The organism is Terribacillus jepli (genome assembly GCF_047228925.1).
GTDB lineage: Bacteria > Bacillota > Bacilli > Bacillales > Amphibacillaceae > Terribacillus.
In genome coordinates this window covers 126,883-151,911 of record NZ_JBFEGH010000003.1, presented here as the reverse complement: position 1 = coordinate 151,911, position 25,029 = coordinate 126,883, and the positions used below count along the sequence as shown (strand labels likewise).

The window sequence follows — 25,029 nt, the reverse complement described above, 5'->3', positions numbered from 1 at the left end:
CTATGCCGGTGGACAAGGATTCATGACTTGGATCAGGAGGCTTGACGCTTCTCGTTGTGAAAACGTTTGAACATCACATTATAAACGAAGGCACTTACCAGAGCTAACAGCGCAAGGATAGTGAATGTGAACTGATAACTCATATAACTGACTAGAACAAGGCTTAGCGGTGCAAGCAGCTTCCCAAGCGTGAAGCGCAGACTTGCTGCTGAAAAGTATTGCCCTCTGCTTTCTTCTGATGCCAGCGATGCTACAAAACTTTCCTGTAAACCAACTACCATAAGCTCCCCGATTGTAAAAAGGATGATCGCAATCACAAAGACCCAGAAGCTTTCCGTCAATCCGTACAAAAAAATACCTGCAGCATAGGCGATGCTGGAGGCCACGAATACACGGGCGATGCGGAACTTCGTGACAAACTTGGTTGTGAATACGGTAAAAATGGCCACCAATAATCCATTCAACGCCAGAATAAGCGAAAATGCCTGTTTGCCATCCACTTCGATACGGAAATCACCCAGTGCAAATACAGTCTGATTCGAGATGACTTCACTTGTATATACAGCAATCAGGATATCCAGCTGCATGAATGTTTGTGCTACCAATACGCCAGCGACGATGAACAGCAGGAATGTCCGGTCTTTAGCAATGATACGATATGTCTGCAGCTCTTTCCAGACAGCTTTGTACCATGTGGCATGATCAGCTTTTTCTTGTCTTTTATCCGGCACTGTTTCCCGGATGAAGATTTGCATGAGAGCAAACAACAGTGCCGTAAGCAGGAATCCAGCCAGCAGCATTTGGAAACGGTACGAGTAAAATAAAACTGTCCCGATTAACGGACCAACCACAACGGCAATATTTAAACTAGTGTAAAATACCGCGAAAACGGAAGCCCGATGTTTCTCCTCAACTACATCGGCTACCATTGCATGTGATGCCGGCCAATACAGCGCACTCCAAATACCGAGGAAGCTGAACGCAAGGAATGTCAGGCCTGATGATGTCAGCCATGGTGAATTCGCAAATGCAAACACCAGGAAAGTGATGGATTGACCGGCTACAGCGATACTCATCATCTTTCTCCTGCCGAATCGGTCAGCACAATATCCCCCTACCAGGCTTGCCAGAACGGATAGGCCTTGTGATAGCATAAGGAGCCAGCCGGCTCTGTCCTTCCCAAAAGCGTCCTGAAAGAAAATTGTCATGAATGGGAAGTAAGCCCAGAACAGGAAGTTCATCATCGCTTCCCCAAGCAGACGGATTTTCAGGTTGCGATCCCAATCCTTCCATCTCATTAAATTCCCTCTATTCTATTGTTTTCTCTCTATTTAACATTCACTCCCGCTCGAATGCAGGTTTATAGAAACTGCGATTTTCCAAGGAAAAGACACGTTCAGAAAAATCTCCCGGCGCTACCTTATCCATGACACGCTGCAGTGTATTCATTTTTGCATCGATCAAATCGATCATATGCAAAAGCTCTGCTTCACGAACAAGTGGTGGCTTCGGACTGCCCCATTCCCCTTTGCCATGGTGACTTAGTATCATATGCTGCAGAATCATCACTTCCTCAGCTTCAATTTGCAGCTCCCTTGCAGCCTGGGCAATTTCATCTGACATGATGGATATATGACCGAGCAGTTTCCCTTCCACCGTATAGGTAGGATTGGTAGCCCCGGACAGTTCCCGTAATTTACCGATATCATGAAGGATGATACCTGCATATAGCAAATCCTTATTGATCTCCGGGTAAAGATTCTTCAGTTCCCGGGCTATCCTCAGCATCGAGACGACATGAAAAGCAAGACCGGAGACGAACTCATGATGATTGCGTACTGCCGCAGGGTAAGCTAGCAGCTGTTCTTGATGATTGGACAAAAAATACCGCGTTATCCGCTGCAGATTCGGATTCTCCATCTCAAATATGAATGATGTCAGTTCTTCCAACAGCTGCTCCTTGGACAGCGGTGCCCGCTTGACAAAATCATGCGCATGCACTCCATCAGTTGGTTCCGTCAGCCGGATAGCTTGAATTTTAAGCTGCAGACGACCACGGAATGCGTTTACCTCTCCTTGGACTTTGATCACTTGATCTGCTTGGTATCGCTGTTCATCCGCAGGTGATGCATCCCAAAACTTCGCTTCGATATCCCCGGTATCATCACCAAGAATCAAAGTCAAAAAAGCTTTTCCATTACTAGCAATCGCTTTATCTGCTTGCTTGATCAGCAGAAAGCCATCAAATTTATCCCCCACTTGGAAATATCCGATTCCTTTTTTCAATGCTTTTCTCCTCCCTCATAAATACAGCCCTTACTATGCTAGCAAGGGCATCATGCTCCAACGCCCATTATCTTTTTGGCGGCTTTGGAACGTATTTGAATATCTCTCCTGATTCGACCACATTGATGAACTGCAGCAGCCATGTATAATAATCACGCGCGTATAATAGGCGGTCAATATCTTTATCAATCTTCCCGACCAATGCGGGATCATCTACTGTATCCCTTAGTTGCTTCAGTTCTTCAATCGTCTCCTCCGCTTCTTCTAAATTCGATTGGGTGCTTTTCTCCCATTTATTCCCGAAGAGTGACGTAAAAGATTTGTACCAGTCTTCCTCCGATTTATATAGATCCTTCCGCATACCTTTTTTATATGCCGGCTCCACCATTTTCATTTCCGCTAACGCCCTGACACCTGTGGACATGCTCGTTTTACTCATTTCCAAAGCATCTCTCATATCATCCAGCGTCATTGGTCGATCCGCAAAATATAATGCACCATATAGTCGGCCGACGGATGAGGTGATCCCATATAAATTCATATTCTTGGCAATGACCTGTATGAACTTTTCGATCGTTTCCTCGTATTTAGCCCAATTTTCTTCATTACTCGGCACTGCCCGACCCTCCAGCTTACAATAATCCAATTTTTATCTTAATCAGTTTACCATTATTGTCACCTTTTTGCGAATGCTAAAGCGCTATCAGGAACTAGTTTTCTGCGTTTTACCGAGCTTGAGCATCTTGAAGTCCCGGGACCATTCAAGCGACGGTTCTTCCCACGTAAACAAAATGATTTGCTGATCATTTGCAGCGGCTTGAAGTATAGGCAAAAAACGCCCCCTTCTGATATGATCCGTATGACTGAATGCATCATCAATCAATAATGGGAAGCTCTCCCGGACACCAAGATGCCGTGACAGGGCAAGCCGAAGACAAAGATAAAGCTGTTCGATCGTTCCTCTGGAAAGTTGCCCGACCTCGATCTCCCTGCTATAACTGTCTTTTACGACCAGCTTTCCCTCATCAGACAATGAAAGAGCACTGTACGTATCTGCCACTTCACAGAAAAGTCTGCTCGCTTCATTCAATACTTTAGGGAAGTTCTCTTCCTGGAAAGTTCGCTTCGTTTGGAGCAGCATGTCATAAGCCAGCTTGCGGACAGCCCACTTTCGTCCAGTAGCTGTCAGCACTTGCTTTTGGCGCTGCATTTCATGGTAAGCCATCGAAGCCTCGGTATCCGATTCGCGGTCAGCCTGCTTGACCTGCAATGTTGCAGCTTGCTGCCGATACTTATCCAGCTCTTCTTCCACCGTCTCGTGCTCCATTTCAAAGTTAGCAATCCGCTGTTCCACGATTTCCTGCTCGAATTCGATTTCTTCTCCCGAAGATCGCCCATCAGGCATAATAGCTTTTATCTGCATTCGATAATGCTCCAAGTCTTCAACAAGCTGCTTCTTTTTCCGGTCCAGCTCAGCTAACTGCAGAAACTGATTGTCATTCTGGGCCCCTGCAAATGAAAGCAATTGTGCTTTCTGTTGCTGTAAAGGTTTTATCTGCTTGTCAAGTTCAGATAGGTGATGCTCGATATCTCGTTGTCGAACTGACAGCTGCTCCAATACATGTCTTAGCTTTTGCTGTGTCGCAAGTACGTATTCCGCCCGTCCAATCGTTTCCATTTGGGAGGAATCACGAGGCAGCTCTACGATTCCCTGGAGCTGATGAATGGCGCTTTCATCATGATGCTGCTGTTCTTCCAGCTCTTGTACCGTCCTTTCAAGCATACGTTCCATCTGCTCTCTTGTCTTCCATTCCTGAGTTGCTTTCAGCCAATCGGCGAGCGGAATATCTTGCAAGTAAGGAAATCGTTCCACCCACATATTTGCTATCCGCTGTAAATTCTCTCTTTGCTTCAGCTGCCTTGCCTGTTCCTGCTGCATTTCCACAAGTTGTACTTCCAATGGGTTTCGCTGCTCCTCTAATTGCCGCCAGCGTGCTCTTAAATCCTGCTGTTCTGTCAACTTCTCCACCGCGTAAGACGAGGGTCCCGAGGATTTAAAGTCGAGGATCCAAAACAATGCCGCTCCACCTAACAGAAAAACTCCGCTGCCAACCAAGATCCAATTTAGCATTACAATACCAATACCACCCAAAAACAATGCAATAACAAGCAAAAGGCTGATGGGAGATATAATTCCCATTCGAAAATCGTTAGCTGTATGCTTTTTATCTTGCAGGGTATGAAGTTCCCGGTACTCTTTTTCTGACAGCAAACTCTGCTGGATCCGCTCCTGAAGATGATCGATCTTTTCTATCTCCTGTGTTTTTGAAGCAATTGCTTGATGTGTCCGTTCGCTATCCGCTTGCAGTATCATCATTTCCTCCTGCATTGGACGCCATTCTTCAGCAGCTTCCGACATATATGCGTCGAAAAAGAAATCTTCTGGATAAGGATAGCTTAAACGAATGCCGGCTGTTTGATTCCGCAGTTTTACGGATTCCTCCTTCAATTGCTGAATTCGTTTCTTACTGCCTGCCCAGTCGGTTCTGACAGTTAGTTCATACAGCTCCTTGTACACATCTTCTTTCATCAGCTGCTTTTCTGTCGATTCCAGCTCTTCGTGGATTAAAGCAATTTCCTTTGTGTGAACATGATACTGCGCCTCCAATGGCTGCAACTGATGCTGGATTTCCTGCATCCGTTCAAGCCCCTCGCCAGGGAAGACTGCTGTAGATTCCATCTGCTGCAGTTGTTCCTGTGCAAAAGCTGCTTTCTTTTGCCAAGGAATGGCTTGCAGTATCTGTTTTTGGACGCTGATCTTGCTGCGGAGCTGCGCCTTCTTTGTTTGCAAGTCAGCTGTCTTTTCAAGTATCTCCCGTAATTTCTCTTTATCTGGAAGATAAGCTGCCTCTTTTTGCTGCAGCTCTTGTACAAGACGCTCTTGTTCACTCAGCTTATGCAGCATGCTGTTTATTTTCGGCTTTCTTCCCTGTGGACGAAACAGTTGCTGCAAATCCTGCTGCAGCTGCCTTTTTAACTTTTGGATAGATGCTGCACCTGTCTGCCCTGCATTCAGCAAAACTTGACCAAGTTGCTCTTTATCTGTCATTTGCAAGGATACAAGCATTTCCGTATCCAGCAAGAATACTTGACGAAATACCGAAAGATCCATGCCCCCCAGCCGCTCATCCAGCCATCGCTGATCCTTTTGGTCCATTCCCGCATAACATACAGCCTGTCCATTATGCCGATCCTGGATCCGCTCCACGATGACCTCTCCATCAGCAAACAAAAGTGTGAGCCTTCCACCCGGTGTACCGCCAGTCCTCGGTATAAAGGACTCCAATTCACGTGTGCGCATACCGAATAATATATAAATGATAAATGCTTTCAGAGTCGATTTACCAGCTTCATTTTCTCCTTGGATGAGAATAAGCGATTCGCTTCGGAAATCGAAGGTATAGTCATGCAGCTTACCAAAATCATATATATGTCCTTCCATGATATGCATGTTCATTCCACCTCCAATAAAGTTTGGAGCAGCAACTGTTTCGCTTCTTCCAACATCTCCTGCAATTCGCCATCCGAATAGGACTGTTTGATTTTACGGAACTGACGATTTCTCATGAGCTCATCCAAACTTTTTCTCATTTCATCCGGCTGATAGGCAGTAGTAAGCAAAGCAGCTGTAAAGTCGCTGCGCTCAAGGAGTTGTTCCTGATCCACTTCGAGGGATGCTTGGACAGAATAGCTTGCTAATACAAGCTGGCCGCCAAGGCTGTGCTGCTGTTCATTTACGATATCAAGCATCTCTTCCAACCTATCCTCCTGCTCCCACCCAATCAACTGATGCGCTAATCCTTGGAAAGTCACGTGCAGAACTGCCGCCCCGAACGCTTTTTCCCATTTTTGGCAAAGATCCATTAATGTCTTTTCCACTTCATATAGGGCTGACCCTTCTTCGATGGCAAATACCACTTCTTCAAATCGTAAATCCTGTAAAGATACAAAAGTCATGGTACAGGATTGCCCCTTTAATTCCACCAAGTAACAGCCCTTTTCCCCCGTCTCTTTACGATGTCTGCCTTGAATATTACCCGGGTAGACAATCGGCGGCTGCTCAGATAATATCTCCCGCTTGTGAATATGCCCCAATGCCCAATAATCAAAGCCAGTGCGCTTTAGCTCATCTACACTGAAAGGTGCGTAAATATCCGCTGCACCGCCTGTGGCCAAACTGCCATGGAGCATGCCAATCTCGTATATACCTGTCCCTATCGCTTGATATTCCAGCGCCTTTTTGGATTTGATATGCCTGGTCGTGTAACTGAACCCGTGAATGGCGGCTGCTGGCTCTCCATTCTTTTTATATAAGAATGTTTCCACTTTTTCAGATGTGAAAATATGAACATTTTCCGGATAGCTCATGATTGGCTGTTGTCCAATAAAGTCATGGTTTCCATATTGTATATACACTTCTATCCCATGCTTTTGCAGCTCCCTGCAAGCTTCACGCAAAGCAACGAGTGCTTTTAAGGATTGTCTGTTGGAATCGAAAATATCCCCTGCCAGCAGGATGAAATCAACGTTTTCATCGATTGCGCATTGTACAAGCTTTTTCAAAGATAGGAATGTGCTTTCCTGCAGACGACTTTTCATATTGGGATGTGCAACAGTCAACCCATCCATTTGACTATCCAAATGCAGGTCGGCAGCATGGATGAATGTTATTTTTGTCTGCATATATTTTCCTTTCGTATGCTTTTCTTTCTATAGTAGCACGCCGGACTTGCGAATGCACGTTCGGTTTGAAACGAAAAAAAACCTCTTTGCCAATTAGCAAAGAGGTTGGTGCTTACTGCATATCAGATTGTCCGTAAAGCTCTTCCAAAGGTTTTGTGATGATGCGGCTGATATCGTTGATCGCAATGTTCAAACGCTGTTCCTGCTCCATTAGTTTTGCAATCTGTTCATTCTGCTGCACAACTTGCACTACGCTTTGTGCTTTTTGTACTTCTTCTTCAGTAATTTCCTGTCCTTGCATTTGTTTTTGCTGCAATTCCAACTGGATATTACGGAAGTTTTCGAACATCTGCTTGGAAGATGAGTCGTTCATTACCGTATCGTAAGCGGCTTTCAAGCCCTTGAATTCTTCACTTTCGCGAATTGCTTTTTCTAAGTCATACGCATGATCGTACATATTAGCCATGGGTACGTACCTCCTCATTTTTACTCAAGTTCCACTATAACAAACCCACAGGGCGCTGTATAGTTCGAGCCATCAGATAAAGAGCGCAATGATTCCTTGGAAAACACCAATGATTCCGCCCAGCAGGAAACCGAGATACGTAATCAGCTTAAATTCCTTATTGGAAATAGCCAGTACCAGCTCTTCGACTCGTTCGAGCGGAAAACCGGCCACTTCTTTTTCGACCATCTTGGCCAGCTCCAATTGCTCCATAATGACAGGCACCTGATCAGCAAGACGCCGGAGGGTCCGCTGTACCAATAATGTCAGTTTTTCTTCTACTACTTTATCCTCTATATTTTCCATATACACGTGAATCGGCGTATCGAGCAGTTCATCAAATGGTATCGATTTCCTTACCACCTGTCGGATTGCGTCATCCACAATATCCTGACCGATTGTTCCGGTCACTTCGCCTACTTTCTTTCTCATCAGTTTATCCAATTCATCGGCGAGTAGCTGATGCAGCCAGCGATGAGTGCCTTCAGCACCGACAGATTCCATGATCACTGGCTGGATTTTGTCAACAGCGCTGTCAGGGTCCAAAAAGGAGGATAGCATGCTTCCGAGAAACCCCCTGCCTTGCAGGAAGCTGTGAACCAATTCCTGTATCTTCCGTCGGCCATCATAGCTGTCCACATAAGCAAGCAGCATTTGCTGAATATGAGTAGCTGCCCGTTCAGCCGCATCATCTGTCTTTTCCTTCAATTCAAGCGGCAATAAGCTCCCAAGTTCTTTATCAGCCTGTTTCTCCATCTGCCGGCTCAATAGGGCGGCTGCCTTTGTATGGAGAACATCTGCATCGATAGTTACATTCAAACCAGACAGCAGCTGCCGGAGTGTACGATCGGATCGGATGAATCGAAAAACTTCCCGCTTTGCCCAGGCATTCACCTTCATCCGGAAGCTTTCATCAATCAACCTCGCCTGCATCCCTTTGGGTGTAAGCAAATGATCCACTACTGTTTTCCCTAGCGAACGAGCCAAATCATTTCTGCGTTTGGGAATCAGTCCTGGCGTAAAGGGAAGCCGCCATTTTCCTATATAAATGGCGCGGTGAGGCTTGAACAGCATTTTTATCGCCAAGTAATTTGTGATTCCGCCTATTACTGCTCCCACAAGCGCCATGGATAAAATCAACCAGATATCTCCATTATTCATGTTTTATCGACCTTTCTGTTTACTTCGGTTTTAGTATAATACAAATAACACCAATCACAAAGAAACAGCGTTTTCGGATGGGAGAAATGTACATGCTTGAAGAACTGGAGAATTTATTTTCTAGTATCATTAAGACAAACAGTTTTGACGGCGTTGATACTGATGGGTACCACTGGTTCCGCATGGAGGATGGGGAAATTATTGGTTTGCCTGCGGATGAGCTGAACGAACGCGAGCTCGCTTTGCTCCGTCATATCGCCTCACCAGTAAGCCTACCGAATGGAAATAGCACCGATACAGCTTGGTATCAGCTGCTCCATGGAGAAGCCAAGATAGATGGATTGATTCAAAATCCGCTTTATGCGGACGGATGCCGCTTCATTTTCTTTGGCATAGAAGGGCAAGCGAAAGCCGAATCCTTTAGGGAAGCGATGAATAACCTGACCGAAAGTCCGCTTGCATATATCTGGCTCACAAAACATACAGGCCTGATTATCGAAAGCCGTCAGAAAGAACCTATTCATTATGAAGAAGTCGTCGATATGCTTATGTATGATTTATCAGCTTCCATTCGCCTATTCATCAGTCCTTGGCTGCCTTCGGTGGAAGATGCAGCAAAGCAATATGAATGGCTGCTTACAGCATACCAGCAGATTCCTCCCCATGCTGCCAGCCATGTACTTTATTTTAAGGATACTGTTCCTCAATTAATGCATTCGCTGCTGTCAAAAAATGATCGGCAGAATATCGCACAGCATATTTTACAAGGATTGGATGAGGATAACGAATTGTTGCGGACTGTCCGTATGTATTTCGCTTGCAACCAGAACCTGACCCTAACCGCTAAGAAATTGTACATACATCGCAATAGCTTGAATTACCGTTTGGATAAGCTGACAGAAAAAACAGGGCTGGACATTCGGAAATTCCAAGATGCCTTTGCCCTATACTTGGCGATCCATGGCCTTTCATAAAAGAAAGAGGCACCTCGATTGGGTGCCTCTTTAGCCATCGATATGAAATTAGAATTGACCGCCGTTAAGCTGAGACTGAGCAGAAGCTACAAGACGTTTTGTGATCTCTCCGCCAACAGAACCGTTAGCACGAGAAGTTTCGCTACCGCCTAGAGTTACACCGAACTCTTGTGCGATTTCGAATTTCATTTGGTCGATTGCTTGTTGTACGCCTGGTACCACCAATTGGTTAGAGTTGTTGTTCGCCATGTTTGTTCACCTCCTATGCCTTTAGTTTGGGCAGGAAGATGTTTTTTATCAGGCTTACTTATTGGAACTCCTGGTCAATCATGGCAGTCACTTCGGATAAGTCATTTCCTCCGGCTTGATATAGGAATCAAACTGATCTTCTGTCAGCAATCCGCTTCCAACTGCGGCTTCTTTCAAGGTTGTATTCTCCGCGAATGCTTTCTTGGCAATCTTCGCCGCATTTTCATACCCGATATGCGGATTCAAAGCGGTCACTAACATCAACGAATCCTGAAGGTTTTTTGCAATCTTTTCTCGATTCGGTTCGAGACCGACTGCACAGCGATCATTAAAGGAAATCATACTATCCGCCAGAAGCTGGGCAGATTGAATGAAGTTATAGGCAATAACCGGTTTGAACACATTCAGCTCAAAATTCCCTTGGCTGGCTGCAAATCCGATCGCAGCATCATTACCCATTACCTGCACAGCTACCATGGTAACTGCTTCGCTCTGAGTTGGATTCACTTTCCCAGGCATGATGGAGCTTCCAGGTTCGTTAGCAGGGATCTCGATTTCCCCAATGCCACAGCGTGGTCCACTCGCAAGCCAGCGCACATCATTGGCGATTTTCATCATATCGGCAGCCAGCCCTTTCAATGCTCCATGTGCAAACACGATTTCATCATGACTTGTCAGGGCGTGGAATTTATTTGCAGCTGAACGGAACTCTTTGCCCGTTGCAAGTGATAATTCCCGGCAAACTTTTTCAGAAAATTCAGGATGTGCATTCAGACCTGTTCCAACCGCTGTTCCGCCGATTGCCAATTCCTGTACATATGGAAGGCTTGTCTTGATCATTTGTTCTGATTTTTCCAGCATGCGGTGCCAGCCGCTGATTTCCTGTCCGAGTGTAAGCGGAGTTGCATCTTGTAAATGGGTACGGCCGATTTTTACGATATCTTGATAGGCGTCTGATTTATCTTTCAAAGTAATTTTAAGCTTATTCAAAGCAGGCAGAACTATATCTTCAAGCTGTGTCACAGCAGCTATATGTAGGGCTGTGGGGTAAGTGTCATTGGAGCTTTGTGATTTATTGACGTCATCATTCGGATGCAGGCGTGCTTCTTTTCCTTGTTCCTCCAGCCACTTGTTTCCGACAAAAGCAATGACTTCGTTCACATTCATATTGGATTGCGTACCGCTGCCTGTCTGCCAGACAACTAGCGGAAAATGTCCATCCAGCTCTCCGCTTGCAATCCGGTCGGCAGCATAGCCGATCGCGTCACTTTTATCTTTCTCAAGCAAACCCAAATCATGATTTGCCTTTGCAGCACTTTTTTTCAGCAAGGCGAAAGCGTATACAATTTCCTTCGGCATTCTTTCTGTACCTATCGGAAAATTCTCTTTGCTGCGCTGCGTTTGTGCTCCCCAAAACTTATTTGCAGGTACTTGGATTTCTCCGATTGTATCTTTTTCCACACGAAATTCCATTTTACTTCCCCTCTCCTCGTTCTTCATTTGATAAGGCACCTATATTGTAACAAATTATCAGCTTTTTTGCGGCTCTCATCTTCGGAAGGTTGGTTATGTTTTCATTTTTGAAAAAATTTGATATTTTCGGCTACCTTTCCTGTTTACAATATGTTAGAATCAAAGTGAGTAAATCATTAATCAATATTTTGTGCAGCAATTGTAAGCACATTTGGACAAGTAAGTCTTTGGCATACCGATTATGCCGCTAATTTTGTATGTGACCTCCCATCACATAAATTGGAGCCACCGCCCATTTGGACAGTGGCTCTTTTTCAGCTCTTAAGATCGGACTTCATTTGGAAATGCTCCTCCAATGTCGTTCCTTCTTCGTATATTTGTTTTGCTAGGTCCTTTCCGACATAGCGGATATGCCATGGTTCATAACTATAACCGGTAATGTCGGACTTTCCTTCCGGATAGCGGATAATGAATCCATATTCATGTGCATGCTCAGCAAGCCATTTTCCTTCATCCGTGTCGATGAATGTTTCCTCCAGGGCAAGTGCCATCTCCGCAGAAGTCAAATCGATGGCAAGTCCGGTCTGGTGCTCACTCCGCCCAGGTCTGGAAGATACTTTATCCGTTTCTTCCTGCCCTTGTGTTGCCACATTATTCTCATATATCTCTTTTTGCCTTGCTTCCGAACGGTAACCGCTCGCTGCTACCAGCTCCATGCCATCTTTCTGGGATGCTGCAAACAGCTCTTCCAGTGCCTCGGCTGCTTCTTTGCGCATTTTCCGTTTTTCCAGATGCTCATCAAAATAAAACGGTACATCCGGCTCTACCAAGTCCTTCGGTTCCCAGCCATCAGGGAACTTTCTTGTTTTATTCACGACAACTTCGATACTATCTGGATTATCGACAGTCACAGGGTTTTCAATGGTTCCTACTACATCATCCGCTTCTACCTGATGCTGGTCAGGCTTTGCGTCAGCAGACTGTTCCGCTTCAGCCCCGTCTTTTTCTTGATCCTGCTCTGCCTGTTGATTTTCCGTCTGCTTCTCGGCCGTCTTGTTTTCATTCGTATCTTGCTTCTGGCTAGTTTGCTCGCTTTGACATCCCGCTGCAACTAATACGGCGCTAAGCATAGCAAACAGCATCACACGCTTCATTTCTAAAATCTCCTCTTCGTACATCTAGTTTTTAAGCTATTATAGCATAGCTATCAAATTTTATCGCACGTAAAAAGACCTGCCTTGTCCGATGACAACGCAGATCATGTAATTTTATTATATCATTCCAGAACATAAGGGCGATAAGCTGCACTTAATTCCCTGAATCGTTCTTCATCTTTATTATCGATGCTCGCATTGATTTGGGCTTCCAGTCTTTTCTTGTTCCAGGTAAAGTAAAATTCATCCAGCATAAGTCTTGTGGCAAGCTTCACTTCAAACGAAATCTCCCGTTTTGCTGTAACATAAGGACGCTTCCTCTTCGTTCTTTGCAGACGATAGACAACTTTATGCTTTTTCATGGAACGATTCCCCCTGGTTCCTTTTTTCCATTATGCTGGATTAACATTAACTTTGCAACAATTTTCTGATTTGTTGGTTAAATTAATGTAAATGCGGAACCGGGTGATGTTTTTGCTCCTCTGGATCGGGCGGCTTGATGAATTTTAATGTCAGTAAAGCTGCAATAAGAGCTGCACCGGCAAATGTCACAATCAACCAGATAAGATCTACCTTAAGCAAAATAGCAACCACCGGCGGACCAGCTGCCACACCTACATAACGCATGGCACTAAGCAAGGAGGTAACCGTGCCCCGAACATCCTTTTCCATATTGCTCGTAACCAAAGAATCCAGACAAGGCAGTCCCGCTCCAATTCCCACACCCGCGACAAGGAATACCGCCATCATAAAAACGATTCCTTTCGAAAAATAGAGCGCAATCGTTACGACACCTGTACAGACCACACCTGTGAATGTGATCCATTTCATCAGTTTACCGTTGCTCTTGATCCATTTTCCGGTCAAATAGGAAGCCAAGCATAAAGCTGCCAATGGTATGGCCAAAACCGCCCCTTTCAGTATGCCTTGCATACCGTACTTCTCTTCCAGTACAGTGCTCAAATAAAAAAGGATGCCAAAGAGAAGGAACATAAGAATGGCACCGATGAGGAAAGTTGCTGTCAGCCACCCGCCATGTTCATGGAAGGTCGCCTTTGCATTCTTCATAAACATTTTGAAGTCATTGCCTTTCTTATCTTCTTTTGGCTTTTTGATAAGGAAGAGAATCAGCAAAAAGGAAATGGCACAAAAAACCGGGATTGCATAAAACGGTAAATACCATAGGAAACCGGCCAGCAGCGCCCCAAGCACCGGACTCAATACTTTCCCGAAAGTATTGGCCGTTTCGACAATACCGAGTGTAGCGCTGACATCCTCTTCTTTTTCGAACATATCCCCGACAAGCGGAAGGACCACTGGCGCTGCTCCAGCTACGCCTATCCCTTGAAGGATTCTCCCTATCAAAATCCAAAGGTACGGGCTTTCACTTCCGGTGGAGAAGATTCCTGCTATGAGTCCACCTGCTCCGGCAATGACCAGTGAGGGCAGAATAACTGCTTTTCGTCCGAAGCGATCAGACAAAAAGCCGGCAACAGGAATGAATAGGATGGCTACAATGGAATAGAATGTAATGATAAAACTTGACTGGAGTTTGGTTATGTCCAGTTCCTCCTCCATCAACGGGAGCACTGGCAGCAGCATTGAATTCCCCAGTGTCATGATCAACGGGATGGATGCCAGCGATACGATTGCCCAGCGCATATCCTTTGGTGATTTACCTGCTGATTTATTTGTCTCACCCATACGTCGTCTCCTGCCTTTCGCAAACTACTTTCATTTTCTGCAAGGCACGAGGTTTTTATCCAGATAAAAAATCCCAGCTAAATCTGGGATCAGTTTGCCTGCGGCAGCAGGTCTGAAACATCTGCATAAGTCCAATAACAATTCCGCCAGCCTTGTTCCCTGGCCAGCATCTCGAAATTCTCTGCTTCGCTTCCGTAGAATCGGATGATCGCTTGCTCCGGCGTCTCGGCCTCTGGGCTGATCACGAAATCCAGCTCCTTGTAAAAACGCATTCCCTCACAACTGCCTTCAATGATGATCTTTTCCTGGCTCATTTTTTTCAACCCCTTCGTATATTGATCAAGCAGAAGAATATAATGTACTATCTTGTACCCATTCTGGACATGCAGTAACCGTTCCTGCTTCAGAATGAGATCGGAGGAAATTTTACATATGAGCCAGTATGATAATTTGCGAGCTGGTGAGAAAGGGGCTTTGCTCAGTATCACAGCTTATTTGCTGTTATCCTTTATCAAACTGCTTGTCGCCTACATCGGGGATTCTGATGCACTGCTTGCGGACGGGCTTAATAATACAACCGATGTCGTAGCTTCTGTCGCGGTACTGGTGGGACTGCGTATATCGCGCAAACCGCCCGACCTGGAACATAAATACGGACATTTCCGGGCGGAGACCGTCGCATCACTTGTTGCTGCTTTCATCATGATTTCCGTCGGACTTCATGTTTTACTCGATACATTTGAGCGGTTGATGGAGCCAGATTACGTTCAGCCTGATATGCTGACAGGCTGGACTGCCTTGGGGGCCTTTTTAGTCATGATGGCGGTATACCGTTACAATATAGGCCTCGCCAATCGCATTAAAAGTCCCGCACTAATGGCCGCTGCTCAGGATAATCGTTCTGACGGAATGGTCAGTTTAGGCGCTTTCGTCGGCATTTCCGGTGCCCAGTTCGGCTATTATTGGCTGGATCCGCTGGCAGGATTCATTGTGGGGATATTGATATGTAAAACAGCTTGGGATATTTTCTATGACGCCACTTATTCCCTGACAGATGGGTATGATGCAGATAGACTATTGAAAATTCGTCATAGTATCTTACAGGACAAGGACGTCCTCGAAGTCGTCGAAATCAAAGCCAGACTCCATGGCAATCAATCCCTGGTCGATGTCATCATCCGGGTCGATGCATCCCTCAATGTGAAAGAAAGCCATGCCATCACAGAAAGATTGGAAAAGCTGCTGATCAAAAAACACGATATCTTCCATACTTTCATCCATATCGAGCCATAAAAAAATGCCTATACCGATGAAATGGTATAGGCTTCTCTTCATTCTTCATCTTGGTTTGTCAGGATGACAGGGCCATCTTTCGTAATCACGAGAGTATGTTCATATTGAGCCGACAAAGAACCATCGACCGTGCGGGCAGTCCAGTTATTATCATCCATCTGACTGCCCCATTCCCCGATATTGATCATCGGTTCGATTGTGATGACCATGCCCTCTTTCAAACGGGGGCCTTTATTCGGCAATCCGAAGTGAGGAATATGCGGATCCTCATGGATGGTTGGACCGATTCCGTGCCCAGTGAAATCACGTACAACAGAATAACCTTCTGCTTCTGCAAATTGTTGGATTGCATGGCCGATATCACCGATACGGGCGCCCGGCTGTGCTTTTTCTATCCCTTTGTACAAAGATTCTTTCGTTACATCAAGCAAACGCTGTGCTGCTTCACTGATTTCACCCACTCCATAGGTCCAGGCAGAATCAGCTAATCCGCCATTCAGATTCACAACCATATCGATTGTGACGATGTCTCCGTTTTTCAAGGGTTCGTTTCTTGGGAATCCGTGGCAGATCTCATCATTGATAGAAGCACATGTTGCATAAGCATAACCATTGTAACCCTTCTGCTCAGCTGTTGCACCATGCTTGGCTAAGTACTCCTCCACAAACTGGTCGATTTCCATTGTTGTGATGCCCGGCTTGATCATACCGCGGATTTCTTTATGGATATTGGCGAGCAGCTCACCAGCAGCCCGCATCATTTCTATTTCACGCGCACTTTTGCGATTGATCATTCATTTCTCTTCCTTTCTAACGGCAAAGCTGTCTTTTCCATTATAGAGTGTATCATATTATGCCAATCCGGTTAAATTGTTACGCTGATTATTTCATTCAATCCAATTGATCGTCGTCTTTCATATTGGAATGGTTCGCTATCAAGAGCGCAAACACTAGCAAAACAATTGCCAATGCATACAGAAGAATGGTATGCGGATGTTCGTGATCGATTATGATAAGTCGAATAATAGCCGTTATACCGATATAGATAAAGTAACGAAGCGGAAAATGATAGTTATGGGTAAAGTACTTGATGATCAAACTGATAAATTCAAAATAGAGGAAATAAACGATGATTCCTTCAGCTAAATAAAAATAGCCGACTTCTTCATTCTGTATTAACAGTACATCAAAGATGAATACTGTTTTTTTCAATAGGAATACGACAAGTATCATCGCGAGGATGGTCAAGGTAAAATTAAGTACCGTTTGGAGAAATACAGCTATGAACGCTGTTTTTCTCTGTAAATCACGCATATTCATCCCTCCCAGGCTTGTCTTAAATATATTGGAAGTTCCCGTGTTATATGCGGGAGGGATATTGGCTTTTTTTATACACAATCCACTTGAATATTTGGCAAATAACGACCAGAATGGAAGTAACATACAAGGAGGTATTGCATTGATACAGATCGACCATGTACATAAACAATATGGAAATAAAATTGCTGTGAACGATGTCAGCCTGACAGTCCCAAGCGGAAAGATCTTTGCATTCCTGGGACCAAATGGCGCCGGTAAATCAACCACGATCAAAATGGTAACCGGTATCCTGCCGGTTGATGCCGGCTCCATCACCATAAATGGTAAGGATATTGCGTCAGACACCATTGCAGCAAAACAAGAGTTCGGCTATGTCCCGGATAGTCCTGATCTATTCCTGCGTCTCAATGGCCTTGATTATCTCCACTTTATTGGTGATATCTATGGCATCGATCGAGATGTACGGACAGAAAGAATCGAACAATACGCAAAAATGTTCAGTATCTATGAAGCATTGGGGGATCAAATCAAAACATACTCGCACGGCATGCGGCAGAAGCTGTTCATAACCGGCATGCTCGTCCAGCAGCCCTCTGTCTGGATTCTGGATGAACCGATGACAGGATTGGATCCAAAATCCTCCTATCAGTTGAAAGAGCTGATGCGTCAACATGCGGCGAACGGCAATACCGTCTTTTTCTCGTCTCATGTACTGGAGGTTGTGGAACAGCTTTGTGATGAGGTGGCCATCATCCGTAAAGGCGAGCTGCTATTCCAAGGAACATTGCCAGAGATGCGGGAAAGATTCCAGTCCGATGAAAGCTTGGAGCATATTTTCCTGGAGTTGACACAAGATGCATAAACCGATAATTGCCCTCATGCGTATTCAGCTGAAAATGCAATATGCCAACGTATTCAAAAAACCAAGCGTGGTAATTGGCCTGATAGCCGGGTTATTTGGGTTATTTTTTCTCGGTCTGATGTTTGGCGAATTCATGCTGCAGGTCATCGAAGCGATGTATACGTTGCTTGAACCATCAGGGAATACCGATATCATATTGGGAACTTTATTCCTCATGCATTTTTTTGTTGTGCTTATCTTTTCATTTGCGCTGATCATGAACACATTTTATTTCACGGAAGATATCACTTCATTCCTTCATTTTCCGCTGCAATCCTATCAGCTGCTGGCAGCCAAATCATTGAACCCACTGCTTTATGTATATTTGATTTCTGCTGCCTCCTATTTGCCGGTCAGCATTTACTATGGCTTGCTTTCAGGTGCAGGTGCCATGTACTTTCTTTATGCCCTGCTGCTTTTTTTGCTGATACCGCTCATTCCTTATTCGCTGGCAGCTGTAATCGTCACGTTTGCGATGCAGTTCATCAACAAAGGTAAGAATAAGGATAGAAGTAAAGTAATCGGCGGCATTATCGGCTTTTTGCTGCTTATCTTACTGAATGTTGTCTTGCGTATGCAGCAAGATCCAGAGAAAATAGCCCAGCTTATCGCATCGAGTTCAGAAAAAGGCGGATTGCTGCAAGCAGCGACATTATATTATCCACCTGCTGCGCTAATGACGAACTTACTGACCTTGTCAGACTCTTGGCAAGGCCTGCTTAACTTTGTCGCCGTATTATTGTCAGCATTTTTAGCAATTCTGCTTTTTTATGCAGCTGCGCAAAAATTCTACTTGAAAGGTGCATTAGGACTGAACACTGGCTCCGGTAAAGTATTCAGTGGCAAAGGATTATCACGAAAACAGCGTTCCATCATCCATGCGTATCGCACGAAAGAAATCCAGACCATATTCCGGACGCCGACGTTCTTCTTGCAATGTGTTGCCGGGGCACTTGTGATGCCCGCGCTATTGGTTGTCATTTTCTTCATGGGGGATTTCAGCACTGCAGCAGATTTGGTAAAGGATATAGACGGCAGTATGCTATTTGTCGTCATTCTAGCAACAAACATTTTTTCCATCGGCCTGAATCCGATCAGTATCGTCAGCTTCTCAAAAGATGGTCAAAGCTGGGAAGCACATCTGTTCCTGCCCTTGAGCATGCGGCAAATCGTTTTGGCCAAATTGCAGGCTGCATTCTTGATTAATCTGCTGCCTATCATCGTGTTATTCCTGATAGCGATTCCTGTGCTGCAGTTGAATGTCGGAGAGGCATTGCTTTGGTTATTCCTTGCGTTACTAGTCAATGCAGCTGTGACTATTGTCGGTATGCTGAGCGATCTATTATATCCGAAGCTTGGTTGGACCGAAGAAACAGAGCTATTCCAAAACAGATTGGCCAGCCTTATCGCCTTTGTCATATCCGCTGGCTCCATGAGCTTTTTGATTGCATTTTTATTCGCTCTTAAAATGCAGATACTAGCTTCACTAATCGTCACGGTTTTGTACATGGGCGGTCTTATCGCTCTGCTACTGTACATCATCAGCAGATTACTGAGGTCAGCTGACCGCACAACACTGACAAGATAAAAAGAAGCTTTGCACAGGAATGTGCAAAGCTTCTTCATTTATGAATTAATAGTGGTAGCCATGCCCATAGCCGTAGCCATAATCGCAGCCACCTACATAGGATGAACCGACAATGATCAAAAGGATGAACAATACAACCAAAAATGCGAAGCCGAAGCCTCCTTCATTTTCTTTAGACATCTTACTTCCCCCTTTTCCTACAGGATAATGCATTGTATGTACAGAACCCAGAAAGGAAAGGGCAAATACCTATTCAGGCTTAAACATAATCTTTCACGGCATACCTTTTACCATTTTCGATCTTTTCTCCAGTAAGGATGTCAGCCAGTACGCCTGCCACAAACATAGGATTCCTTAGTGATTTATTCGTCACATAATCCCTGAACTTCTGAACATCCTGGAATTGCTCCGGTTCAGTGGAACGTATATCCGCTTGCATATCCGTATCCATGATACCGGGATTGTAAGCAATGGCAATATTGCCGGAACCAGCTTCTGTTTCTTCGAGTGCTACCGTTTCCGTATAACGATTGATTCCCGCTTTCGATGTACTGTAAGCACTCCAGCCATGCACAGAACGTTCCGCAGCACCTGAAGTCACATTCACAATAACGAGTGGTACGTCATATTTTTTGGCATATTTGAGGAAAATCGAACAAGCGAGGATTGGTGACATCAAGTTGATAGCCATATGCGCTTCCAATTCCTCCAAACTATAAGCAGCTGCTGTCGCAATCGGACCGACCACTCCGGCGTTATTGATCAAGTAGACAGTATCATTGGCTTTTGGGAAAATACTTGCTGCCAGTTCCTCAAAAACCTTCGCACAGGCAGAGGTATCTTGCAAGTCACCGTATTGGTAAGAATAACTCGCATCTCCTATCCCTTCATAGGAAGGGAGATCATCACTATTTCTCCTTGCCACTCCGATCACTTGCATGCCTTTATCCATCAATTGTTTCGCGATTGCCTCCCCCAGACCTCGAGAAGCTCCTGTCACTACTGCTGTTTTCATCTTTTCTCCTCCAATTCCTTTAAGATGGCTGGTATTTTCGCATAGATTTCGACGATTTCCTTCATGGGCATGCGTACAAGCCCACTTGATGATGGCGCCACAAACTCTATTACATCTTGCGTTACGGAAGATGCCTGCACACCCCAGCCTGTTTGTTTCACCTTGCTGTATTGCTGATAGACACCTTTGCCGACAAAGCAAGCCACTTCAGGGCGGAAATATTGCAGTTTATCACGGAGCAGCTGTGCCCCTTCTATGTATTCTTCCTTCGTGATATCGGCCGCCGCCTTGGTAGGTCTGGCTACGATATTAGTGAAACCTATGCCCATTTGCAACAAATCCCGATCTTCAAATGGCTCAAATTTTCGTTCTGTAATACCTGCCTGATACAATATATTCCAAAAACGATTATTCCGATTTGCGTAGTGATGACCGGTTTCGGCTGAACGAACACTCGGATTGAAGCCAATGAACAAAAGCCGCAGTCCTTTTTCCAAATGATCCGGTATCGGTTCAAGATCCATTTCTGCACCTCCACTCTGCTTCCATTGTAGCCTGCACATTGCCAAGACGCAAAAAAAGCACAGTCTAACTGTGCTTTTCTCAGTCATTTATATAAATCGCCTGGCTGCCAAGCTGTTCCCAAGCTTTTTCGAAATTTTCCCGGTCTACTTCCTGGTTCTTCTGTCCATATGGATTATTGAGGAATACAGTATCATCTGTATAGCCGGTAACAGCGACACTATGGACACTATACGTCACATCCACTTGTCCATTAGGCGTCTCCCATGTTTCCATATCATCAACAGGAGCGAAACTGGAGGTGGTGATGATCCACACCGGCTTGCCATTCTCCAATGGTTTGTAGATTGCCTCTTCGACTGATTCCCCAGTCACATCAACCGCTTTATCCCCTGCGATTTCCTTGGCAACCTCCATGATAGGTCCGTGATAAACGCCAAGACCTGGTCCATTCGGCATGTCTCCGACAAAGCCCTCATTTGGGTCTCCATGCTGTCCATTGTTATAATTCAGCGGGACATAAGCAATCTGATCGGCCAAATCATTCTTCGTCACATCGTATCCTGCATACTGCAAGATCATCGCCAAGCTGGTAACTTCACAGCCATTATAAAGCTTGGGTGCGTCCATCTGATTCAGGAGCGGTACATCCAAAGGGCCATCCTCAACTAGAGAGGTCTCAGGCACGCCTTCTTTTTGGGAAATTTCTTCTTTTCTCGTTGAAATGTCTGATTCCGCACGCAAATCATTGGAACGATTTTGATACGTCATAATTGCCAAAACAAGAGACAAAGCAGCTAAAATTGCTGCGATGACGACATATCTATTTTTCATTTATTTTCTCTCCTGTTGGATAACTAGTTGAATTTATGATACTAATTATAAAGTAGCCCAGCTCATCATGACAATATACATCAATTTTTTTAATAAAAATAAGGACTATCGCCATACTAATCAGGAGGTGATTGGTAATGAGCAGAAAAAAAAGCCGTAATGAAAAAGCGGCTGTAAGCGTAAACAAACAAGGATTGACAGAGGATGCTGCCAACCAGGAGCCAAAAAGCCAGCTGGAACAGCGCGCCAAGAAAAAGAATACCAAGATATAAAAAAAGCGCAGCCTCGCGTGAGAGGCTGTGCTTTTATCTTTTCCTTGCCACGACGAACCATAGCTGTGCATCCTGTTCTGCACCTGCTTTGAAATCCACCCGCTGTTTATGAAGTGTCATTTCGACAACTTGGTACTTCTCTTCAAGCAGCGCATATAGTTCTTCTTCCTGGAAGAAATGCGCAATCCGGTCATGAACGAGGAATGTATCTTTTTCCATTTCAATTCCTTCACCATACAGTTTTTCATCCCTTGCTGAAAGACAAGAGAAAATCAGCAATCCATCTTTGCGCAGTAATGATGTGAAATGGCTAAGTAAATGTTCTCTTTCTTCTTCCGTATACATATGAAGTATATTTGATAGATAAATGCCGTCGAATCTCTCTGTCGATGAAAAAGGCAGATTCAAATAATCCCCGACAAAGTGATTCACATTGGCCAAACCAACAGCCTTTGCATGGCTGCTAGCCCGCTCGATTGCTACTTCTGAAATATCACAAGCTGTCACTTCAAAGGAATATTCTCCGAAGAAGTTACTGTTTCTCCCATATCCGCAGCCTGGAACGAACAGCTGCTTTGCCTGATACGCCGCAAAATAAGGATAAGCCATCACAGCTGATGGTGTTGCTTCCGTTCCCCAAATGTCCCCTGCTTCAAAACGACTATTCCAATAAGTTTGTAACGTCATACTCACAGCGCCAATTCCCCCAGGATAGAGTGTTCTACATAGTTTCGGTAAATTTATTTACAAAGAATTTACTAAGCATAGTGTAACATGTTTGGACAAGGATGAAAGGGGTATTTACAAAAAAGATTGTAAAGAAATAATTACTACAAATTGTTCATTCCTTCACTTGCTGCCACTCTTCGCGAAGCAGTCCCATCCGGATGGAATCATAATACTCCCCATTATAATATCTGCATTTCCTCATCCGTGCCTCCATTGTCATCCCGAGCTTCTCCCCGAGCCGAATCATCCGTTTGTTCCCGGACCAAGTTGTATAGCCTACCCGCACTAACGGCATGCTGTCGAACAGATGCGCCATCCATTGCTTGAGTGCTTCCGTTCCATAGCCACCGTTCCAATAGGCTGCATCAAATATTGCAATGCCCATTTCCAGCCACCTGGAAGGCTTGTGTTCCCAATAATACCCTACAGTTCCAATGACCCTTCCATCTGTTTCGATTACCCATTGATCGGGTGAATCATCCCCGAAACGAAAGCTCGCCAAGAATTCCTCTTTCGGCAGGTGCACCAAAGGAAAATAAGGAGCATCCCACTGCTTCCATTCCGGTTCCTGCTCCCCATATTTCAGCTTCCAGAGAATAGGACCATCTTCTAGTCTTGGCGGTCTGATTTTCACATCGTTCATAAAGCATCCACCTCCATGTGGACTAGCGGCCATTGCCGCTGCCAATTCTTCTGCTTAATTCTTTTCACAAAGATAGAATGATAATCTGTACCCTTCACATATAGGGGAGTCGGCGCAAGGCGGCAAGCGAGCAAATCAGCTACCCCATGTGGTGACAGCAAGTACAGTTTGTCTGCTTTCAGCTTCACGCCAATGCTTGTCGCTGTTTCTGGATAACAAGCAATTGCATGCTCTGTATCCCGGAAAGCTGGCATTCTATTGACTTTATGCATTCTTGCCTGGTTTTTGACTGACCATGGCACGGAGGGCATCATTTTACGCAGTGTGTTTTCATGCATTTTTTCTGTCGCTTCATCTGTATCTGAAGCATCAAAATATACGACATCCACATCTGCAAGAGGCATCCGATTTTTATAACGATGCTGGATATCCCACACCTTCGACCTTACAAATCCGGCACTTATGCAGGAATCAGGAAGCCCCAGTATGGCTTGCGTGCACAGCACTTTCATCATCCATTTGTCTTGCTTGATCGCTTCTAATACGTCTGCTTCTGTTTTAAGCATATATTCTCTTCCCCATTTATAAAATGCAATGAAACAGCATCAGCTGCCTGCCGGCTTTTTTGCTGCTTCCTTTACGTTTTTCCCGTGCTGCGGCTATGTAATGAATCAAGATCAATCAGCAGCAATCTAAGCCGCTGAGCCAGCGTCCTTACAGGAGAGGCCTTGTCATCACTGATTGCTCCGGTTCAAGCTGCCGACTGTATGCCTAACCCAGTAGGTAAAATTATGACGGCTTCCGAATTTCCTATTACCTCGGCTCATACCGGTATACCTCCAAATCGACACGGCCATCGAAAATTTCCAATCCTTCTTCATAGAGTCTTTCCAGCTGTTCATTCAACGTCTCTTCATCTTTTATCTTCAGCCGTCCATCAGCACTGATGACACGATGCCATGGCAGGTCATGTTTTTTGCTCATGCTATGCAGTATCCTCGATACTTGCCTGGCACCGCGTGCTTTTCCTGCGGCTTTCCCGATTTGGCCATAGGTCATGACTTTTCCTTCTGGTATCGATTTGATGATGCGTATCACTTCCTGTGTAAAGGGCTCCATCACTTCCCCTCCTTTTTTCAGAAGTATCTGTCAACCAGTATAGCAAACTTCCTGTCACTAGGATAATCGCCTGAAAATATGATAGACTTTAGCTAAATAGTCTAGTAGTGCTTCTTTGTTTAACATCGTGATGGACGGGCTATGTAGTAAACGAGAGGAGAATGTGTGATGAAGCATATTGTATTTTTCGACGCAAGCTGCCCCCTTTGTTCCACTGCAAAGCAAGTGATCCAAAAGTTAGATTGGCTGGACAATGTGAAATGGATTCCGGTACAGAATATCGAGAATTATGAGCGGTTCCGTTTCCTTGCCAAAGGGGATGTATATGACCGTATCCATATGATGTCTTTCAAGGGGGATATCTACAAAGGGCATGAAACGGTCAAAAAGATATTGACCCTGCTTCCGATCACGGCTGTATTGGGTTGGATCTTGCACCTGCCATTTCTTGATCCGTATTTGGAATCCTTGTACAAATGGATATCGGATAATCGCCATGACTGGTTCGGGACAACAGAATTGAAGGCATTATAAAAACGGGCGA

The 25,029-nt window shown here is 44.9% G+C and carries 29 protein-coding genes; 6 read left to right on the top strand and 23 right to left on the bottom strand.

The window, feature by feature from the left end; translation table 11 throughout:
* Positions 1-32: 32 nt before the first annotated feature.
* From AB1K91_RS04890 to AB1K91_RS04860, 7 genes are all read right to left on the bottom strand, one after another.
* The gene (locus tag AB1K91_RS04890) at positions 33-1,298 is read right to left on the bottom strand and encodes an MDR family MFS transporter (protein WP_413088635.1); all 1,266 of its coding nucleotides are present in this window, start codon (positions 1,296-1,298) and stop codon (positions 33-35) included.
* Between the two features lie 40 nt (positions 1,299-1,338).
* Positions 1,339-2,286, bottom strand: coding sequence for a 3'-5' exoribonuclease YhaM (yhaM, locus tag AB1K91_RS04885; protein ID WP_413088633.1), 948 nt, complete (start codon positions 2,284-2,286; stop codon positions 1,339-1,341).
* A gap of 67 nt (positions 2,287-2,353) precedes the next feature.
* Positions 2,354-2,902, bottom strand: coding sequence for a GbsR/MarR family transcriptional regulator (locus tag AB1K91_RS04880; RefSeq protein ID WP_413088631.1), 549 nt, complete (start codon positions 2,900-2,902; stop codon positions 2,354-2,356).
* An 87-nt stretch (positions 2,903-2,989) separates the two neighbouring features.
* Positions 2,990-5,797 carry an ATP-binding protein gene (locus tag AB1K91_RS04875; RefSeq protein WP_413088629.1) on the bottom strand — a complete coding sequence of 936 codons (2,808 nt, stop codon included), beginning with the start codon at positions 5,795-5,797 and terminating at the stop codon, positions 2,990-2,992.
* Positions 5,798-5,799: 2 nt separating this feature from the next.
* Entirely contained in the window at positions 5,800-7,029 is a 1,230-nt protein-coding gene (locus AB1K91_RS04870) for a metallophosphoesterase family protein (protein ID WP_413088627.1), read from the bottom strand.
* A gap of 112 nt (positions 7,030-7,141) precedes the next feature.
* Positions 7,142-7,495: a YlbF/YmcA family competence regulator gene (locus AB1K91_RS04865; protein WP_413088625.1), complete on the bottom strand. Its 354-nt coding sequence runs from the start codon at positions 7,493-7,495 to the stop codon at positions 7,142-7,144.
* Between the two features lie 72 nt (positions 7,496-7,567).
* Positions 7,568-8,695, bottom strand: coding sequence for a DUF445 domain-containing protein (locus AB1K91_RS04860; protein ID WP_413088624.1), 1,128 nt, complete (start codon positions 8,693-8,695; stop codon positions 7,568-7,570).
* Positions 8,696-8,787: 92 nt separating this feature from the next.
* Here AB1K91_RS04860 and AB1K91_RS04855 point away from each other — a divergent pair, with 92 nt between their 5' ends.
* Positions 8,788-9,669 carry a PucR family transcriptional regulator gene (locus AB1K91_RS04855; RefSeq protein WP_413088622.1) on the top strand — a complete coding sequence of 294 codons (882 nt, stop codon included), beginning with the start codon at positions 8,788-8,790 and terminating at the stop codon, positions 9,667-9,669.
* Between the two features lie 48 nt (positions 9,670-9,717).
* On the opposite strand, the gene AB1K91_RS04850 is transcribed toward AB1K91_RS04855, so the two are convergent.
* The 6 genes from AB1K91_RS04850 to AB1K91_RS04825 form a co-directional block, all read right to left on the bottom strand.
* Positions 9,718-9,918, bottom strand: coding sequence for an alpha/beta-type small acid-soluble spore protein (locus tag AB1K91_RS04850; protein ID WP_413088620.1), 201 nt, complete (start codon positions 9,916-9,918; stop codon positions 9,718-9,720).
* Between the two features lie 87 nt (positions 9,919-10,005).
* On the bottom strand, positions 10,006-11,391 hold the full coding sequence (gene fumC / locus AB1K91_RS04845) for a class II fumarate hydratase (RefSeq protein WP_413088618.1): 1,386 nt from the start codon (positions 11,389-11,391) through the stop codon (positions 10,006-10,008).
* 314 nt (positions 11,392-11,705) lie between these two features.
* The gene (locus AB1K91_RS04840) at positions 11,706-12,545 is read right to left on the bottom strand and encodes a M15 family metallopeptidase (protein ID WP_413088616.1); all 840 of its coding nucleotides are present in this window, start codon (positions 12,543-12,545) and stop codon (positions 11,706-11,708) included.
* A 122-nt stretch (positions 12,546-12,667) separates the two neighbouring features.
* Positions 12,668-12,907: an IDEAL domain-containing protein gene (locus tag AB1K91_RS04835; RefSeq protein ID WP_413088613.1), complete on the bottom strand. Its 240-nt coding sequence runs from the start codon at positions 12,905-12,907 to the stop codon at positions 12,668-12,670.
* Between the two features lie 82 nt (positions 12,908-12,989).
* Entirely contained in the window at positions 12,990-14,249 is a 1,260-nt protein-coding gene (locus tag AB1K91_RS04830; RefSeq protein WP_413088611.1) for an MFS transporter, read from the bottom strand.
* A gap of 89 nt (positions 14,250-14,338) precedes the next feature.
* Positions 14,339-14,563: a hypothetical protein gene (locus AB1K91_RS04825; protein WP_413088610.1), complete on the bottom strand. Its 225-nt coding sequence runs from the start codon at positions 14,561-14,563 to the stop codon at positions 14,339-14,341.
* Between the two features lie 118 nt (positions 14,564-14,681).
* Between AB1K91_RS04825 and AB1K91_RS04820 the strand changes: the two genes are divergently transcribed.
* Positions 14,682-15,542 carry a cation diffusion facilitator family transporter gene (locus AB1K91_RS04820; protein ID WP_413088608.1) on the top strand — a complete coding sequence of 287 codons (861 nt, stop codon included), beginning with the start codon at positions 14,682-14,684 and terminating at the stop codon, positions 15,540-15,542.
* A 38-nt stretch (positions 15,543-15,580) separates the two neighbouring features.
* Here the strand turns inward: AB1K91_RS04820 and map are convergent, their stop codons facing one another.
* Positions 15,581-16,336, bottom strand: a complete 756-nt coding sequence (gene map / locus AB1K91_RS04815; protein WP_413088606.1) for a type I methionyl aminopeptidase — start codon at positions 16,334-16,336, stop codon at positions 15,581-15,583.
* 97 nt (positions 16,337-16,433) lie between these two features.
* The gene (psiE, locus tag AB1K91_RS04810; protein ID WP_093726841.1) at positions 16,434-16,856 is read right to left on the bottom strand and encodes a phosphate-starvation-inducible protein PsiE; all 423 of its coding nucleotides are present in this window, start codon (positions 16,854-16,856) and stop codon (positions 16,434-16,436) included.
* Positions 16,857-17,001: 145 nt separating this feature from the next.
* Here psiE and AB1K91_RS04805 point away from each other — a divergent pair, with 145 nt between their 5' ends.
* Positions 17,002-17,724, top strand: a complete 723-nt coding sequence (locus AB1K91_RS04805; protein ID WP_413088604.1) for an ABC transporter ATP-binding protein — start codon at positions 17,002-17,004, stop codon at positions 17,722-17,724.
* Positions 17,717-19,351 (top strand): putative ABC transporter permease subunit, encoded by a 1,635-nt coding sequence (locus AB1K91_RS04800; RefSeq protein ID WP_413088602.1) that lies wholly within the window; start codon positions 17,717-17,719, stop codon positions 19,349-19,351. Before AB1K91_RS04805 ends, AB1K91_RS04800 begins: the two co-directional genes overlap by 8 nt.
* A 45-nt stretch (positions 19,352-19,396) precedes the next feature.
* On the opposite strand, the gene AB1K91_RS04795 is transcribed toward AB1K91_RS04800, so the two are convergent.
* From AB1K91_RS04795 to AB1K91_RS04780, 4 genes are all read right to left on the bottom strand, one after another.
* Entirely contained in the window at positions 19,397-19,531 is a 135-nt protein-coding gene (locus AB1K91_RS04795) for a YjcZ family sporulation protein (protein ID WP_413088600.1), read from the bottom strand.
* A gap of 79 nt (positions 19,532-19,610) precedes the next feature.
* On the bottom strand, positions 19,611-20,366 hold the full coding sequence (locus AB1K91_RS04790) for a (S)-benzoin forming benzil reductase (protein WP_413088598.1): 756 nt from the start codon (positions 20,364-20,366) through the stop codon (positions 19,611-19,613).
* On the bottom strand, positions 20,363-20,890 hold the full coding sequence (locus tag AB1K91_RS04785; RefSeq protein WP_413088597.1) for a mismatch-specific DNA-glycosylase: 528 nt from the start codon (positions 20,888-20,890) through the stop codon (positions 20,363-20,365). The genes AB1K91_RS04790 and AB1K91_RS04785 overlap by 4 nt, the downstream gene beginning before the upstream one ends.
* A 79-nt stretch (positions 20,891-20,969) precedes the next feature.
* Positions 20,970-21,722 carry a C39 family peptidase gene (locus AB1K91_RS04780; RefSeq protein WP_413088596.1) on the bottom strand — a complete coding sequence of 251 codons (753 nt, stop codon included), beginning with the start codon at positions 21,720-21,722 and terminating at the stop codon, positions 20,970-20,972.
* A 137-nt stretch (positions 21,723-21,859) separates the two neighbouring features.
* Here AB1K91_RS04780 and AB1K91_RS04775 point away from each other — a divergent pair, with 137 nt between their 5' ends.
* Positions 21,860-21,994: a small, acid-soluble spore protein L gene (locus AB1K91_RS04775; RefSeq protein WP_413088594.1), complete on the top strand. Its 135-nt coding sequence runs from the start codon at positions 21,860-21,862 to the stop codon at positions 21,992-21,994.
* 33 nt (positions 21,995-22,027) lie between these two features.
* Here AB1K91_RS04775 and AB1K91_RS04770 read toward each other — a convergent pair whose 3' ends face one another.
* From AB1K91_RS04770 to AB1K91_RS04755, 4 genes are all read right to left on the bottom strand, one after another.
* Positions 22,028-22,681 (bottom strand): class I SAM-dependent methyltransferase, encoded by a 654-nt coding sequence (locus AB1K91_RS04770; protein WP_413088832.1) that lies wholly within the window; start codon positions 22,679-22,681, stop codon positions 22,028-22,030.
* Between the two features lie 154 nt (positions 22,682-22,835).
* Positions 22,836-23,366, bottom strand: a complete 531-nt coding sequence (locus AB1K91_RS04765; RefSeq protein ID WP_413088592.1) for a GNAT family N-acetyltransferase — start codon at positions 23,364-23,366, stop codon at positions 22,836-22,838.
* Positions 23,363-23,932: a nucleotidyltransferase family protein gene (locus AB1K91_RS04760; protein WP_413088590.1), complete on the bottom strand. Its 570-nt coding sequence runs from the start codon at positions 23,930-23,932 to the stop codon at positions 23,363-23,365. Before AB1K91_RS04760 ends, AB1K91_RS04765 begins: the two co-directional genes overlap by 4 nt.
* A 247-nt stretch (positions 23,933-24,179) precedes the next feature.
* Positions 24,180-24,485: an MGMT family protein gene (locus AB1K91_RS04755; protein ID WP_413088588.1), complete on the bottom strand. Its 306-nt coding sequence runs from the start codon at positions 24,483-24,485 to the stop codon at positions 24,180-24,182.
* A gap of 168 nt (positions 24,486-24,653) precedes the next feature.
* Between AB1K91_RS04755 and AB1K91_RS04750 the strand changes: the two genes are divergently transcribed.
* Positions 24,654-25,019, top strand: coding sequence for a thiol-disulfide oxidoreductase DCC family protein (locus AB1K91_RS04750; RefSeq protein WP_413088586.1), 366 nt, complete (start codon positions 24,654-24,656; stop codon positions 25,017-25,019).
* The last annotated feature ends 10 nt before the right edge of the window (positions 25,020-25,029 follow it).